This is a genomic window from Sedimenticola hydrogenitrophicus (assembly GCF_025175675.1).
GTDB classification, from domain to species: domain Bacteria; phylum Pseudomonadota; class Gammaproteobacteria; order Chromatiales; family Chromatiaceae; genus Sedimenticola; species Sedimenticola hydrogenitrophicus.
Genome location: NZ_JANIOA010000068.1, coordinates 1 through 14,247, shown reverse-complemented (window position 1 = coordinate 14,247; position 14,247 = coordinate 1). Strand labels below are relative to the sequence as shown.

Here is a 14,247-nt window from a genome sequence, read left to right as displayed (position 1 = left end):
GGCAAGGGGGCTGATTCTTGGGCGCTTACGTTACTCTGACCCCGAACTCACCCCGAGCTCCGGCTTTTGTAGTAGCTCAAGAAGGATGATTGCTATGATTTGTGTCAGAATTATTGCCGTTTGTGTCTTGTTACTATTATTGTTTCCTGCACATTCAGAAAGCTACAGGCAACCGATTAAATGGAAAGAGAAAAACAACGAAATTATCCATAGCTCTGTCTGCTTTAATCACCGGCGTGGCAGTGTGGAGTATCGGCAATGTCGTGTGGATGCAAAAAGATACTTCAATGCACAGTGTAATCTCTATCGAGAGAAGTATGATAATTCCACAAGTGGCTATGAGACTGAGGTAAAACGCTTACGGGACAAGTTCTGTTATTCAGCCAATCAGTTTGCACCTGTTTGACATCTATGGATTCCGCAATCCAAACGCTGGGCTACCTGTTTTCGTCTCGACCAATTGACTACATCCATGTAGTTGTCTCCGTGGAAGAGGATTTGTCGTTCCCTGTAATTCGATTGTGGCGCATCTCTCGTAACTCATCGGCCCGGGGGCGGGCCTCCTACAGGTTGTTGCCTTTTGTCTGGCAGTAAACAAAAGCGGGCAGTTGTTGTTGAAGAAACAATCTCTGGCAGGCCCCGTAACCAGCGGGCAGGATGTTTACTATACTCCCTTCGTTTCATGCTACTTCGGAGGGCATCGTCATGACCGAAGCCCGGTATCCAAACGAATCGGCAGAGTGCCGATTGCCCAGGAAGGTTCTGTTGGTCGAGGAAAAGGCCTTGGTGGAGCGGGTCGAGGCGGTCGCCGATCAGAGACGCAAATTGCCCCTCGGCGGGCGACATCGATTGGAGGCTGAATGCGTACTTGGGTTGCTCTTCTTAGAGGCATAAATGTCGGCGGCAAGAATTCCCTGCCGATGAAGGAGCTCGTTGCGATGCTGGAAAGTATCGGAGCACGGAGCGTCAAGACCTATGTTCAAAGTGGTAACGCAGTGTTTCAGAGCACGGAAAAGGATTGCTCACGACTCTCTAAGAAGCTAACTGCCGAAATAGAGAAACGCCGCGGCTTTGAACCTCACGTTCTCATTCTCGGACTTGACGCAATAGAAAGCGCAATTGCGAAAAATCCATTTCCTGAGGCAGAAACTGATCCCAGTAGTTTGCACCTGGGCTTTTTGGCTTCCCCGCCTAAGAGCCCCGAGATGGAGAAACTCAACGAGCTTAAGAAGGAAAGCGAAAGATTCCACCTGATAGGTTGTGTGTTCTATTTGCATGCACCGGAGGGAGTAGGCAGGTCTAAACTGGCTGCAAGTTCCGAAAAGCTACTTGGCGTACCAATGACGGATCGCAATTGGAGAACTGTATGCAAGCTCCGGGAACTGGCGAGCGAGTAACTGCGCCCAACAGCTTTGAGAGGCACTCTATAGTGTTGTTGGAGGAACAAGACGACCCGCCTTGACCGCTACAAAGCGGGCAGAAGTTGTTGATGAGACAATCCCGGGCGGCCCCGGGAACCATGGGTCAGGATGTTTACTATACTCCCTTCGTTTCATGCTACTGCGGAGGGCATCGTCATGACCGAAACCTGGTATCCAAACGAATCGGCAGAGTACAGGCAGGCCCGATCGTCTCACGCCTCCGCAGGCTTTTCGCTCAAAGTTCCTGGAAGAAAACTACTTGTCTTTAAGGAGATAAGGGCATGAGGAAGCTGGTTGCAGGTGCATTCGTTACCCTGGATGGTGTGATGCAGGCCCCCGGTGGCCCGGACGAGGACCGGGAGGGCGACTTTCAGCACGGAGGCTGGCTGGTCCCCTATTTCGACGAGCAGTTTCTTGAGATCATGACCGAGTGGACGAAGTGCGCCGGCGCCTTTCTTCTTGGCCGTAAGACCTATGAGATTTTTGCTGGTTCCTGGCCAAACTCCACCGATCCGGCGGACGAGATTGCCACGGCGCTTAACACCCGGCCTAAATTTGTCGCCTCCAGGACGCTGGATAAGCTTGACTGGAATAATTCCTTTCTGATCAAGGGCGAGGTTGCCGAGGAGGTCGCAAAGCTCAAAACACAGGAAGGCGGCGAGATTCAGGTGCACGGGAGTAGCGATCTCCTGCAGACTCTGCTCAGGCACGATCTGATCGATACGCTGCGTATCTGGCAGTTTCCCGTGGTCCTCGGCACCGGCAAGCGGTTGTTTGGCGAAGGTGCGATTCCGTCCCGGTTCCAGCTTGTGGTTACACAGATGAACTCGACGGGGGCGGTTCTGCACATCTACGAGCGCGCCGGCGACCTTCGGTACGGCGAGGTGGAGGTCGGGGAGGAGACGGTGATTTTTGATTCGGATTCTACGCGCTAGATAACTCAAGTTCCGGAGTTCATTTCACAAAGCCAGAATCGCTGAATTCGTAACGTGAGGAGTGGCACAAGGACGTACCGATTACGGACCTGAGGATGGAGGAGTGGTACAGGGATGTACCGTTTACGGACCTGAGGATGGAATATGCATCAGCACATCCACCATGAATCGGATGGTGGTGGATGCGCAAGCTTATCCACCCTACAATACTTGTTTTGGTTCAGGTGGTTAATGTGACTCCGCACGATTATCGGAGAAAGTAAGATGAAAGATTACCGCAAAGCGAAGAAGTTGGTGGATGTCTCGGTCGGCGAGTCGGTACGAATTCTCCGAGAGTTGCAGGAGATGAGCAAAAACGAGCTCTCTGAGCTGACGGGAATTCCTCAATCTACCATCTCTGCTATTGAAAACGATCGGGTTAATCTGGGAGTGGAGCGAGCCAAGATTCTTGCCAGGGCGCTGAGGTGTCATCCCGACGTTCTTGTCTTCCCAGGCTGGGATGTACATCAGGAATCCGCGGCATAAACAATCATCCGCGGTCTTGCAGGCACGGTCCACGGAGATCGGCGGATCGTTTACGCGCTGCAGCGCAGTCCCCGGAACAATTCTCTTCGCGACACCTCTTTTTGCCAGGGACAGTCGCGGCGCATCTTCTCCATGTTTTCATCGCGGGTGCGGATGACCCGGTTCCAGGCTTCGAATACGGCTTCGGCGCTGTCGAATTCCGCCATGTTCAGGATCAGCGGCTGCAGCAGGTAGTGGCCGAGTCGCGGGTGGTAGTTGAGGTGGGCCTGTTGGGGCTGATCCAGCAGTTGGAAATCCAGCCGCGGGCCCAGCACCAGGTAGTCGGCCTCGGCCCGCGCCTCCGCGCTCCAGCCGTCGGGAATGCGCAGTGCCGGCGGTTGTATTGGCATCAGCAGCCGCGACAGCATCCAGGGGGTGACCAGCAGCATCACCTGCCAATATTCCAGGGTGCGACAGGCGCGCAGTTCGAAGCGCAGTTTGTCGTTGCACATCGGGTCTTGTGCCATCACCTCCCGGTAGAGTGTCTGGTGTACGGCCAGCACCGCCCCCGGCCACTGCTCGGGTCGCTCGATGAATGGATGGGATGGTTGCCAAGTGACGTTCATGGTTGCGCCTCGAACAGGGCCGCGATCTTTCCCCCCAGGTCACGATAGAGCCGCAATTCACTTTCGGATTGCAGATCGGCGGCGAAACGCCCGGTCCAGATCGCCAGGTGGTTGTGCCACAGCTCATTCCATAGCCCGGTGATGTGGGGTTCCGGGTCCAGCTGTTCCAATAGCCAGGCGGCAGCCTCCAGCTCGGCCCCCAGGTAGTCGGCCGGGATGTCGCCGACGGCTAGCCCCAGGCGCCGGTAGAGGTCACCCATTTGGCCGGTGGCGGTGCCGTGCATGCAACCGTGACGGTAGGCCGACTCGAAGGGCGGGCAGGGGGTCCTGGGATAGCCATTGACGAACAGCCGGGTGTGCTCGCCCTGCCACTGGTCCAGGGGCAGGGCGGTGAGTTCCTCTACCCCCGGGCAAAGCCAGGGGTGGTCCTCGCTCAAGGCGTTGAGTACCAGCAGGCTGTCACCGGTCGGGGTGGCGAGCAGCCCCGCCAGCAGCCGCAGCTGCCGCGGGTCCGCTGGTTTACCAGGGATGGGCATAGACCCCCGCATACATGAAGTAGTGGCGCAGCAGGTAGCCGCCCGCCAGTACGAGTACCGAGGCGGTGACGATAGGCAGCCGGCTGGCCCAGCCCTTGATCACGCCTTTCAGCTCCAGCAGGAAGGGGACGATAAGACCCAGTCCGATGAAACCGATCAGCCAGCCCATGTCCTGCCACAGCAGCTGTGCCGAGCGGAACGCCGACTCGTTGCCCGCCGCCATGTAGTGGAAGAAGGAGAACAGGATCACCAGCTCGCCGGCGATCAGCATGGTGTCGGTGCGCTCGTAGAAGACCTTGATGTAGTAGTCCTCCTCGTTCTTGATCACCAGATTGAGCAGCAGCAGCAGGTAGGCCAGGGCGGTGGAGAAGGCCGATACCGTGAACAGCAGCGGCACGCCCGGGTTGTGCCACAGGGCCACCGCCGGGAAGGATTGCAGCAGCAGACCGGTGTAGACTGCCACGCCGATGCCGTTGATGGTGGCCAGCCAGCCGATGGTCTTGTGGAAGCGCAGGCAGCATCGGTTGGATAGCCGAGTCATCACCTTCAGCCTCAGCACGGCGCCCAGCAGCGGCACCCGGCGTGCCCGTTCCGACTGCACCAGGTAGGGCAGGGCGTAGAACAGCCCCCACCACATCATCCAGATGATGAACTGGGTGCCCCAGGCGATCCAGGAGTGGGGCTGGCGGAACAGTACCAGCGGATTGATCACGTGCAGCACCGCCAGTGGATCGAGCAGGTGGATAAACAGCATCAGCGAGCCGATGCTGAGCATGGCGATGCCGGAGAAAGCACCCCACAGCACCAGGGCGCGGTGGTTCTTCAGGTACATGTCGGTGAGAAAGGTAACCACCAGGGTGGCCGCGCCGAGACCGCCGAGGTAGAGGTAGACGGCGATCCACCAAGTCCAGACCGTTTGGGTTGTATAGCTCATGGTGACGTCCATTGCTCAGCCCCTCCGTTTCAGATCATCGATGTAATAGACGTTGGGCCGGGTGCCCAGATGCGGCATCAGCGGGCGCGCCACGCCGCGGGCGACCATCTGCGCCACCGGATCGTTGGGGTCGTCCAAATCGCCGAACTGGCGTGCCGAGCCGACACAGGTCTCGACACAGGCCGGCTGCAGACCCTGCTCCAGGCGGTGGTCACAGAAGGTGCACTTGTCCATGCTGGGACGGCTGCGCCGGTAGGCCTCGCCGTAAAACTCGCGGCCGGTCTCCACGTCATCGTGGGTCACCTCCAGGCGCGCATCATAGGGACAGGCCATGGCGCAGGCGCGGCAGCCCATGCACAGCGCCTCGTCCACCTTGACGATGCCGTTGTCAAGTTTGTAGGTGGCGCCGGTGGGGCAGACGCTCAGGCAGGGCGGGTTGTCGCAGTGGTTGCAGAGGCGCGGGAAGAAGCGCCGGTGCACATCCTCGCCGCTGCCGATCTCCTTGTCGTGCACATAGGTGCGCCACTTGTTTTTCCATACCGGCGTCTGGTTCTCCATGGCGCAGGCGGCCATGCAGGCGTTGCAGCCGACGCAGGTGTTGAGGTCAATGACCATGGCATAGCGGGTCATGCGACACCTCCGATCGAATCATTCGCGAAGCGCACCGACTCCCCCTCTCCCTCTGGGAGAGGGCTGGGGTGAGGGGTAAGGACGTTGGCGGAACGGGTTGGGTCCGTGGCAGCAACCTGGTCGAGCCTGCTTACCTTGATGGTGAACTCCTGGGAGCGGAAGCCGGCCACCACCGGCTCCACCCGGTAGGGAATCAGCTTGCTGGTGGCGGTGCCGAAACCGTAGGCCCGGGTCAGCTTGGGGTTCTCCGAGCCGAACGAGGAGTGGATGAACAGGGCGTCGCGGCGGATCAGCCGGGTGACGTAGGCGTCGCCCTCGGTCTGCTGACCGGTGGCGGTGTTGCGTAACTGCAGCCGATCGCCGGTGCGGATACCCAGCGCTTCGGCGCGGTCCGGATGAATCCAGACGCCACCGTAGATCTCCCGCTTGAACTGGTTGATGGCCGCCAGCACCGGGTTGTTGCTGTTGGTGGAGGCGTAGGAGACGGTGGGCGTCTTGCCGTAGGTGAAGTAGAACTCGTCCCCGGCCAGCGGCATGTCCATCGGCGTGTCGGGCCGGCACTCGGCGGCGATGTGGCCGCCGAGCACGTTGAAGTTGGGCAGCCGGTTGCCGCCCTGGCGCAGGGCGTGGAACAGCGGGGCGAAGAACTCCACCCGTCCCGACTCCGATGGCAGCGGCAGTTTGCGGGGCATGGCGGCGTGTTCCAGCAGCGCCTCCCGGTCCTGCTCCTGGTAGATGCCGCGCTCGCGCAGGGTCTGGTCGATCGCCTCCGGTGTGGTGTGCAACCGCTTGGCGGTCTGCTCGAAGTAGACCTCGCGGCAGGCGGCGGAGAAGGCGCCGTGTTCCATTTGGGTGCGCTTCTGCGCGTAGCGCTCCTTGACCGCCTCGGCGGGCAGGCCGGTGAGCTTTTCCACCCACTGCAGCAGGCCGTACTCGCTGCCGCTGATGATGTTGCTCATGCGCAGCAGGATGTCCGGCGTCTCCTCGGTGTCGTAGAGCGGATCGATGGCGGCATAGCGGGTGGTCAGCGCCAGGTCGTGGTTGACGCCGTTGCCGTAGAGGGCCGGTTCGTCGCGCTCCAGGTAGCTGGAGTTGGGCAGGATCACGTCGGCCCACAGGGTGGTGTCCGCCGGCAGCACGTCGATGGCGACCACCAGTTCCATGTCGGGGTGGCCGAGGATCTCCTTCCAGCGCGAGTCCGGGTAGTAGTGGCGCACCGGGTTGGCGGCGTTGATCAGCACCGCGCGGGTGCGGTAGGGCTCGCCGTTCCACTGGAGCGTGCCCTCCACCGACTCCTTGAGACCGGTATCGGCCATCACCGGCAGGGCCACGTACTCACGCCCCGCGGCTCGTTCCTGGTCGCTGTAGGCCCAGGCCCAGCCGGGGCGTCCGTGGGGGAAGTTGTTGCCGTCGGAGAAGGTCTCCACCACGAACTTGGCGAACGGCATGCCGGCCAGGGCGGCGAACGGTGGACCGGCCGGTTCGCCTTTCTCCCGCGCCTCGATCATCCGCGCGGCCTTGTGGTGGAACTCGCCGCTCATGATCCAGCCGCCCTTCTTGTCGATACCGCCGGTGAGCATCTGGATCATCGCCTGCACCCGGCGCAGCATCATCATGTTCTGGTAGCGGGCGCCGTGCCAGCCGGGATCGACGATGGCCGGGCGCGTGGTGCCGAACTCGAAGGCGATGCGACGGATGGTCTCCGCGTCGATGCCGGTGCTCTTGGCCGCCCACTCCGGGGTGCGTCCCTCCAACTCGGCGAGCTGGGCCTGGAACACGGTGACCACCGGCTTGCCGTCGACCTCGAAGCCGTCGGGGGCACGCAGCGCCGGGTCGACCGGATTGCCTTCCACGTCGCTGCCGTTGCGGTTGCTGTAAGCGGGCAGGCTGTAGAGGCGTTCGGAGCCCTCGGAGAGCACCCGGGGGCGGCCTTCCGCGTCGGTCAGCGGCTGCCATTCGCCGTCGCTGTCGCGATACAGCAGGAACGGCATGTTGGAGTGCTGCTTGAGGAACAGGGCGTCGTAATAGCCCTCGTCCATCATCACCTTGAGCATCGCCAGCATGAAGTCGAGATCGGTGCCGGGACGGATCGCCAGCCACTCGTCGGCCTTGGCGGCGGTCTCGGAGCGGCGCGGGTCCAGCGCCACCACCTTGGCGCCGCGCTTGCGGCCGGTGGCGAAACGCACCATGCGGCAGGTGGAGACGGCGCCGATGGAGGAGTTGTTGGCCACGAACAGGATGTACTTGGCGTTGTCGTAATCCGGCAGCACCTCGTCGTGGATGTTGAAGTTGCCGGTCACCATGTCGGTGCCGATGTGGCCGGTGGTGACGCAGTGCTGCATGGGCGAGGCGATGATGTTGGGGATGGCGTTGGCCATGGCGAACGGCACCGCCCAGCTCATGTAGAAGACACAGGAGGTCCAGCCGCCGACCATGGTCCACTCGTAGGGCTGGATCTCGGCCTTTTTGGCCTTGGCGTCGATGTATTGCCACGCCTCTTCCCAACTGGCGGCGCGAAACGCCCATTCGCCGCGCTTGCTGCCCTCGACCCGGATCAGCGGCGTCTTCAGCCGGTCGGTGTCGTAGGTCTGGCGCAGGCCGGACTGGCCGCGGGCGCAGATCTTGCCGCGATTCAGGGTGGAGTGGGGATTGCCGGCCAGCTTGGTGATGCGCTTGACGCCGTTGCGGGTCTGGCTGGTGACCTTCAGATTGCACAGCGAGGAGCAGAAGTTGCAGATGCTGTAGCTGGTGTCGTCGGCATCGGTGGTCTGTTCGGGGCCGCTCTTGCCGGCGAGCTGTCCGATGGGGGTGAGCAGGCCGAGGCCGGCGCCGCCATAGCCCGCCGTCTTGAGAAAGGCGCGCCGGTTCAGGCTGGGTAGTTTCCAAGCCATAGTGAAGTATCCTCCCGGGAACTTAGTTGTTTATCAGTTGCGCACACCGGGGCGTAAGCGATACTTCGCCTTCCAGTCCGGTGAAGGGCGGATATTTCGATTACGGAGTTGGCCGGATGTAACTGCAACGGCTAAGCGTTCGTCTCGCCCCGTATTTCCTGGGGTCTTTTGATGATGAACGGCTAATTAGTAAGCGGCGGAGTGGGGGAGTGTCATTGACAATTCACAATTAGGTCATCTTTGGAAAGGTTCCAGAAATGCCGCTGGAGGCATCGAATGTTCACCGGTTACTGTGGTAACCCGGTCGCCCGGGATGGTTCCGGGGTGATGGGGAGGCGCCAGGCCGTTTTTCCGCCCGGTTTTCAGGCTGGATCGGCCGAGTTGCTCTTATCACCTGTTTTCTGTCAGGATTAGCAGACCGGGATGCGGGTCGGCATCCTTGTCTGTTGAAGATGGCCGGTCGCCGGAGCTGCGGATGAAACTGCAAAACCTTCCACTCTCCACGCGTATCGCCGGTAGCGCCATGATTCTGGTGGGGCTGGCGGCACTGGTATTGCTGTTCCTGGAAGAGGTGCATCTTCGCGAAGTTTATTCCAGCCAGCGCACTGCCCATCTGGAAGAGGCGTTCCGAACCAATGAACTGCGTTTGACCCAGGCCCTTGCAACGCTACGCCGCGATGTACAGTTCCTGGCCAATACCCCGCCCATCAGCGGTGTCATCCGCGCCGCTACAAACAATGGCTATGATAGGCGTGACGGCAATACCCTGCAGCAGTGGCAGAATCGGCTGCAGCAAATCATCACGCCATTTTTACAAGCCCATCCCGAGTATCATGAGGTGGCTTACATTGCCGGGGGCGACGATTACCGCGAGATCGTGCGTGTTTCCAGCCATGCCGGCAAACTGGCGACCACAGCGCCCGTCCCCAACCAGACCATGGCGGTGCAGGATGACTATGCCGCCACTCTACGACTGCCTCCCGGCCGGGTGCACCTGTCCCGGATAGGGCTGCATCGGCACTCCGACCCGGCCGGCCTGCCGGACTTTCCGGCCATCCACGCCTCGGTGCCGGTATTCGATGCCACTGACCAGGTATTCGGGCTGATGGTGCTTGGCATGGATCTGCAATCCCTGCTGGAGTCCACGGCCTCCAGTTTGCCACCCGGGGTTGCTGCCTATGTCGCCGACAGCAGCGACCGCTACCTGCTGGACCCGGATGGACCGCGCCCGGTGCCGTCTGGTGGCGACAGCCCGGGTGGCCTACGCAGTGATTTCCCTGAGCTGGCCGCCTTGTTCGACATCAGTTCCCCGCAATACCTGCCGCTCCAGAGGAGCGGATCCAGTGGCGAAGCCCGTTATCTTTCCGCCGGGCGGGTGCATTACGATCCTGACGATGCCTCCCGGTTTCTACTGCTGGCGTATGCCGTTTCTGACGAGATGTCCCAGCGATTTACCGCGGTACCGACACATTACATTGTGGCCGGATTTTCGGTGCTGCTGCTGGTCTGCGCGGCGGTGCTGCTGCTGCTGCGCCGGACCTTTGCGCCGCTGGGGCAGCTCACCGACGCCGCCTCCGCCATCACCTCGGGCAACCGGGATATCGTGTTGCCCGGGGGCAGTGGCGGGGAGATCGGCAGTCTGACCCACGCGTTTGGCATGATGCTGACCGAGTTGTCGCGCCGGGAACGGGAGATTATCCGCATCAACCTGGGACTGGAGCGGCAGGTTGCCGAACGCACCCGCGCATTGAGTACGGCGAATGAGCGGCTGCATGAAGAAATCGAGGCCCGGGAGCAGGTACTGAGCAAGGTCGAGAACCTGCTGCAGCGCAACCAGATCCTGATGAAAACGGCCATGGACGGCATCCACCTGCTGGATATGGAGGGCAATCTGGTGGAGGCCAGCCCGTCCTTCTGCCGCATGCTGGGTTACCCGGAGGCCGAGCTGGTCGGTCTCAACGTGGGCGACTGGGATGCCCTGTGGACGACTGAGACGTTACGCCCACGGTTGCCGGAGTTGACCGGCCAGAGCATCCTGATCGAGACGCGACACCGGCGCAAGGACGGCACCACCTTCGAGGTGGAGATCGCCTGTTCCGGTGTGGAGATCGACGGCCAGCCGTATGTCTATGCCGCCAGCCGTGACATCAGCGAACGCAAGCGGGCCGAAGCGGCCATGAAACAGCACCGGGTGATTATAGAAACCGCCCGTGACGGTTTCTGGCTCACCGACATGAACGGTGTGCTGCTGGAGGCCAATGAATCCTATGCCCGCATCTCCGGCTATCCGGTGAAGGAGCTGGTGGGCATGCACGTCAGCCAGCTGGAAGCGCGGGAGCGACCGGGAGTGGTGGCGGCGCATATCAAGAAGTTGATCCGGCAGGGGTATGACCGCTTCGAGACCCGCCACCGGCGCAAGGATGGACGGGAGATCGACATCGAGATATCCGTCACCCATCTGCCGGAAACGCAGCGACTGTGTGTGTTCTGTCATGACATCACGGCGCGGAAACAGGCCGAGCTGGAGCTGCAGCACCACCAGGAATTGCTCAATGAGGCGCAACGACTGGGAAAGCTCGGCAGCTGGGAACTGGAGACGGCCACCGGGGTGCTGCTCTGGTCGGACGAGGTCTACCGGATTTTCGAACTGGACCCGCAGAGTTTCTCCCCCTCGTATGAAACCTTTCTGCAACTGGTTCACCCGGATGATCGCGAGCGGGTGGCGCAGGCTTACCAACAGTCACTGCGTGAGCGGCAACCCTACAATGCGGAGCATCGACTGCAGTTCGCCGATAAGCGTGTCAAATGGGTACGCGAGCACTGTACCAGTACCTTCGACAGTGCGGGCCGGCCGATACGCTCGGTGGGGATGGTGCAGGATATCACCGAGAGGAAGGAGGCCGAGGCGGAGATCCGTGCCCTGGCGCTCCACGACCAGTTGACCGGGCTGCCCAATCGCCGCTTTTTTCTCGAACAACTCCCGGTGGCCCTGTCAGCTTCGCTGCGTCACCACAACCACGGCGCCCTGCTGTTTATCGACCTGGACAATTTCAAACAGCTCAATGACAGCATGGGTCACGAGGCCGGTGATCGGATGTTGATGGATGTGGCGGTTCGCCTGCGGGTCTGCCTGCGCGATGTGGATATGGCGTTCCGCTTCGGCGGTGATGAATTCGTGGTGCTGATCGAAGAGTTGGGAAGCGATCAGGATGATGCCTTGCAGCGGACATCCCTGGTGGCCGAGAAGATCCGCGAATCGCTGGCCAAACCCTACATCATCAAGGACGTGTTCCATCTCAGTTCACCCAGTATCGGCGCCACGCTCTTTTGCGGCCGCGAGGAATCGCTGGATGCGCTGCTGCAACGCGCCGACAGTGCGATGTACCGGGCCAAAGCATCGGGCCGCAACCGGGTGTGTCTCTCTTTGCCCGATGCCTCCGCGGTGCAACGGGGAAGCTAAGGGCTCGCGCAAAATTAAGTTCCGGTATTCGGTCGCCACTGGACCCCGCCGTCGGGATCGGGGAACCGACCCGCATCCCCGTCGGTCTCATCGGATAGGCGAACATGGAGGGGCAGGGATCATGGCGAGCATCACGCGCAGGAGATTTGTTTTGACATCGGCAGGCCTGTTGGCGGTTTATACGGTACCGACCCTGGGCGCGCTGCGGCCACTGACGCCGCGCCAGACCACCGGTCCATTTTACCCCAGGGAGTTGCCCCTGGATAACGACAACAACCTGGTCCAGGTGACCGGTCATCAAGCGCCCGCCGGGGGGGAGATCACCGACCTGCACGGGCAGTTGCTGGATCGCAACGGGCGTCCGTTGAGTGGCGTGCGGGTGGAGATCTGGCAGTGCGATGTCAACGGCCGTTATCACCATCCGGGCGATCGGGGCGGGCGGCCGCTCGACCCGGGATTCCAGGGCTTCGGCCACACCCTGACCGACAGTCAGGGCCGCTACCGCTTCCGCACCATTCGTCCCGTACCCTATCCCGGCCGCACACCGCACATCCATGTCGCGGTGTTCCCGGAGGGTAGTGAACCCTTCGTCACCCAGCTCTATATCGCCGGTGAAGCCCGCAATGCGGATGATTTCCTCTACCGGGCGATTCCCGAGGAGCAGCGCCGGCTGGTGACCGCCGATTACAGACCGGCGCAAGCGGAGGGTGTGCAGTGGACGGTCGAGAAGGACATCGTCCTTGAGGTCTCCTCCGCCTGATCCGATGGCAACATTCCGACCCCACCGATTGTTCTACCGGGTGGGGACCCTTAACCCAATAGTTGCATTACTCATGGCCCCATGATTTGTTTCACCCGGTTATATGCCAGATGAAATAGACCTGTTGCATGGTTTTCTGGAATGCACTGCTGGTGAAGTCCAGGATTGCACCCGTAGGAGCGGCGCCCCGCCGTGATTTCGGCCCGGGGGCGGGCCTCCTACAGGTCGATTTTTGCAGCGATCGGGTTAATTGAGTGGGGACATCCCCCGGCCTTCAGGCCGGGGGATGGGCTGGGACGCTATTTCTTCACTACATCCCGATAGGCGTGCCAGGAGGCATAGGCGACCATCGGGAAGCCGATGGCGAGCCCCACGTACAGCGTCATGAAGCCGCCGATGATCACCAGTACGATCAAGCCGGCCCACACCAGCATCGGCACCAGATTGAAGCGGAAGGCCTCGAAACTGACCCGCATGGCACTCATCACATCCACGTCATTCCGGTCCAGCAGCATGGGAACCGATACCACGGTGAGGGAGAATACGCCCAGGGCGAACAGCGCCCCGACCAGTGTGCCCACCGCCAGCATGGGCAGGTTTTCCAACGAGAACAGGTAGGGAATGGCGTTTTCGATGGTGGGCGTGATGCCGCTGCTCAACACCATGAAGATCAGGTTCGCCGCCAGAAACCAGGCGATGAAACAGACCACCATGGCCGCCCCCATGGTGCTGACCGCGAAGCTGTGTCGCCAGATGGCCCGTAGCGCGTGCATGAAATTGGCGGGTTCGTCCTGTTCGATACGACGACTCACCTCGTACAGTCCCAACCCGAGGGCGGGTGCCACCAGAAAAAATCCCCCAAGCAGCACCGGGATCAGGTAATACAGCCCCGATACGACAGTGCCCAGCGTGAGCAGGTAGCTGGCGATGGTGATCAGTACACCATAGCCGATGCTGGTTGCCGGTGTACGCCGCACATCCCGCCAACCCGCCACCAGCCAGTTCCACGGCTGATCGGTGGAGATGTCTTCTACCTCAGCGATTTTCCGGTGGTCGGCATAAGTACTCAAAATGGTGTGGCTCATGGTTCACCTCCGCTGTTTGAGCAATGCAGGAATGATATTTCCGTAAACCTGAGTATAGCAGTCGGATATTGACCGGTAGGCCGCTCCACGGGCGCTATCCGCCGGACGGATCCCCGGGCCGGAATCCCGGGTTGCGCTTGGCGCTGCGCCTCAGTCGTCATCGATGGGGCTGGTTTGACCCCTCTCGCTACAGATCTATAGGGGTGCATGCCACCCGTAACCGAGCCGGCCAACTGTGGATCGCGGCTGGACTGCCGCCCAGGCGGTCCGGTGGCGGTTGATGCCAAATTGGATTAACGGGATACATCCGGGTTTCAAACGACAGACTCGGCGGTTTGGGAACGAATAGTGGTCAATATGTGAGTAATCAGTAAAGAGTAATCAGGGACAGACCAGAATGGCACTTACTTAAGCCAAGAACCACCGTCATCCCGGCGCAGGCCGGAGGAGTGGTGCAAGGATGCA

12 protein-coding genes are annotated in these 14,247 nt (G+C 60.9%); 6 read left to right on the top strand and 6 right to left on the bottom strand.

Going from position 1 to position 14,247, the window contains the following annotated elements; all coding sequences use genetic code 11:
* From NPX02_RS20435 to NPX02_RS20415, 4 genes are all read left to right on the top strand, one after another.
* A partial coding sequence (locus NPX02_RS20435) for a hypothetical protein (RefSeq protein WP_335342614.1) occupies positions 1 to 406 on the top strand: 406 nt, incomplete at its 5' end.
* Positions 407 to 860: 454 nt separating this feature from the next.
* Positions 861 to 1,397: a DUF1697 domain-containing protein gene (locus NPX02_RS20425; protein ID WP_260295899.1), complete on the top strand. Its 537-nt coding sequence runs from the start codon at positions 861 to 863 to the stop codon at positions 1,395 to 1,397.
* Positions 1,398 to 1,702: 305 nt separating this feature from the next.
* Positions 1,703 to 2,356: a dihydrofolate reductase family protein gene (locus NPX02_RS20420; protein WP_260295898.1), complete on the top strand. Its 654-nt coding sequence runs from the start codon at positions 1,703 to 1,705 to the stop codon at positions 2,354 to 2,356.
* Between the two features lie 264 nt (positions 2,357 to 2,620).
* Complete coding sequence (locus NPX02_RS20415; protein ID WP_260295897.1) at positions 2,621 to 2,881, top strand: helix-turn-helix domain-containing protein; 261 nt, start codon at positions 2,621 to 2,623, stop codon at positions 2,879 to 2,881.
* Between the two features lie 50 nt (positions 2,882 to 2,931).
* On the opposite strand, the gene hybE is transcribed toward NPX02_RS20415, so the two are convergent.
* The 5 genes from hybE to NPX02_RS20390 are packed head-to-tail and all read right to left on the bottom strand — an operon-like array spanning position 2,932 to position 8,477.
* Positions 2,932 to 3,486, bottom strand: a complete 555-nt coding sequence (gene hybE / locus NPX02_RS20410) for a [NiFe]-hydrogenase assembly chaperone HybE (protein ID WP_260295896.1) — start codon at positions 3,484 to 3,486, stop codon at positions 2,932 to 2,934.
* A complete protein-coding gene (locus NPX02_RS20405; RefSeq protein ID WP_260295895.1) occupies positions 3,483 to 4,022 on the bottom strand; it encodes a TorD/DmsD family molecular chaperone in 540 nt (179 codons plus the stop codon). Before NPX02_RS20405 ends, hybE begins: the two co-directional genes overlap by 4 nt.
* A complete protein-coding gene (gene nrfD, locus NPX02_RS20400) occupies positions 4,006 to 4,956 on the bottom strand; it encodes an NrfD/PsrC family molybdoenzyme membrane anchor subunit (protein WP_260295894.1) in 951 nt (316 codons plus the stop codon). The genes NPX02_RS20405 and nrfD overlap by 17 nt, the downstream gene beginning before the upstream one ends.
* Before the next feature lie 15 nt (positions 4,957 to 4,971).
* Positions 4,972 to 5,586 (bottom strand): 4Fe-4S dicluster domain-containing protein, encoded by a 615-nt coding sequence (locus NPX02_RS20395; protein WP_260295893.1) that lies wholly within the window; start codon positions 5,584 to 5,586, stop codon positions 4,972 to 4,974.
* Positions 5,583 to 8,477 (bottom strand): molybdopterin-dependent oxidoreductase, encoded by a 2,895-nt coding sequence (locus NPX02_RS20390; RefSeq protein WP_260295892.1) that lies wholly within the window; start codon positions 8,475 to 8,477, stop codon positions 5,583 to 5,585. Before NPX02_RS20390 ends, NPX02_RS20395 begins: the two co-directional genes overlap by 4 nt.
* A gap of 475 nt (positions 8,478 to 8,952) precedes the next feature.
* Between NPX02_RS20390 and NPX02_RS20385 the strand changes: the two genes are divergently transcribed.
* Both NPX02_RS20385 and NPX02_RS20380 read left to right on the top strand, forming a co-directional pair.
* Complete coding sequence (locus tag NPX02_RS20385) at positions 8,953 to 11,937, top strand: sensor domain-containing diguanylate cyclase (protein WP_260295891.1); 2,985 nt, start codon at positions 8,953 to 8,955, stop codon at positions 11,935 to 11,937.
* Between the two features lie 151 nt (positions 11,938 to 12,088).
* Positions 12,089 to 12,697: a protocatechuate 3,4-dioxygenase gene (locus NPX02_RS20380; RefSeq protein WP_260295890.1), complete on the top strand. Its 609-nt coding sequence runs from the start codon at positions 12,089 to 12,091 to the stop codon at positions 12,695 to 12,697.
* Between the two features lie 299 nt (positions 12,698 to 12,996).
* Here NPX02_RS20380 and NPX02_RS20375 read toward each other — a convergent pair whose 3' ends face one another.
* Positions 12,997 to 13,782 (bottom strand): DUF2189 domain-containing protein, encoded by a 786-nt coding sequence (locus NPX02_RS20375; RefSeq protein WP_260295889.1) that lies wholly within the window; start codon positions 13,780 to 13,782, stop codon positions 12,997 to 12,999.
* Positions 13,783 to 14,247: the final 465 nt, after the last annotated feature.

Excerpts from the sequence above, each read along its gene's own strand:
- hybE (WP_260295896.1), bottom strand. The coding sequence starts at position 3,486 with ATGAACGTCACTTGGCAACCATCCCATCCATTCATCGAGCGACCCGAG.
- NPX02_RS20415 (WP_260295897.1), top strand. The coding sequence starts at position 2,621 with ATGAAAGATTACCGCAAAGCGAAGAAGTTGGTGGATGTCTCGGTCGGC.
- NPX02_RS20375 (WP_260295889.1), bottom strand. The coding sequence starts at position 13,782 with ATGAGCCACACCATTTTGAGTACTTATGCCGACCACCGGAAAATCGCT.
- NPX02_RS20395 (WP_260295893.1), bottom strand. The coding sequence starts at position 5,586 with ATGACCCGCTATGCCATGGTCATTGACCTCAACACCTGCGTCGGCTGC.
- NPX02_RS20390 (WP_260295892.1), bottom strand. The coding sequence starts at position 8,477 with ATGGCTTGGAAACTACCCAGCCTGAACCGGCGCGCCTTTCTCAAGACG.
- nrfD (WP_260295894.1), bottom strand. The coding sequence starts at position 4,956 with ATGAGCTATACAACCCAAACGGTCTGGACTTGGTGGATCGCCGTCTAC.
- NPX02_RS20405 (WP_260295895.1), bottom strand. The coding sequence starts at position 4,022 with ATGCCCATCCCTGGTAAACCAGCGGACCCGCGGCAGCTGCGGCTGCTG.
- NPX02_RS20420 (WP_260295898.1), top strand. The coding sequence starts at position 1,703 with ATGAGGAAGCTGGTTGCAGGTGCATTCGTTACCCTGGATGGTGTGATG.
- NPX02_RS20425 (WP_260295899.1), top strand. The coding sequence starts at position 861 with ATGCGTACTTGGGTTGCTCTTCTTAGAGGCATAAATGTCGGCGGCAAG.
- NPX02_RS20385 (WP_260295891.1), top strand. The coding sequence starts at position 8,953 with ATGAAACTGCAAAACCTTCCACTCTCCACGCGTATCGCCGGTAGCGCC.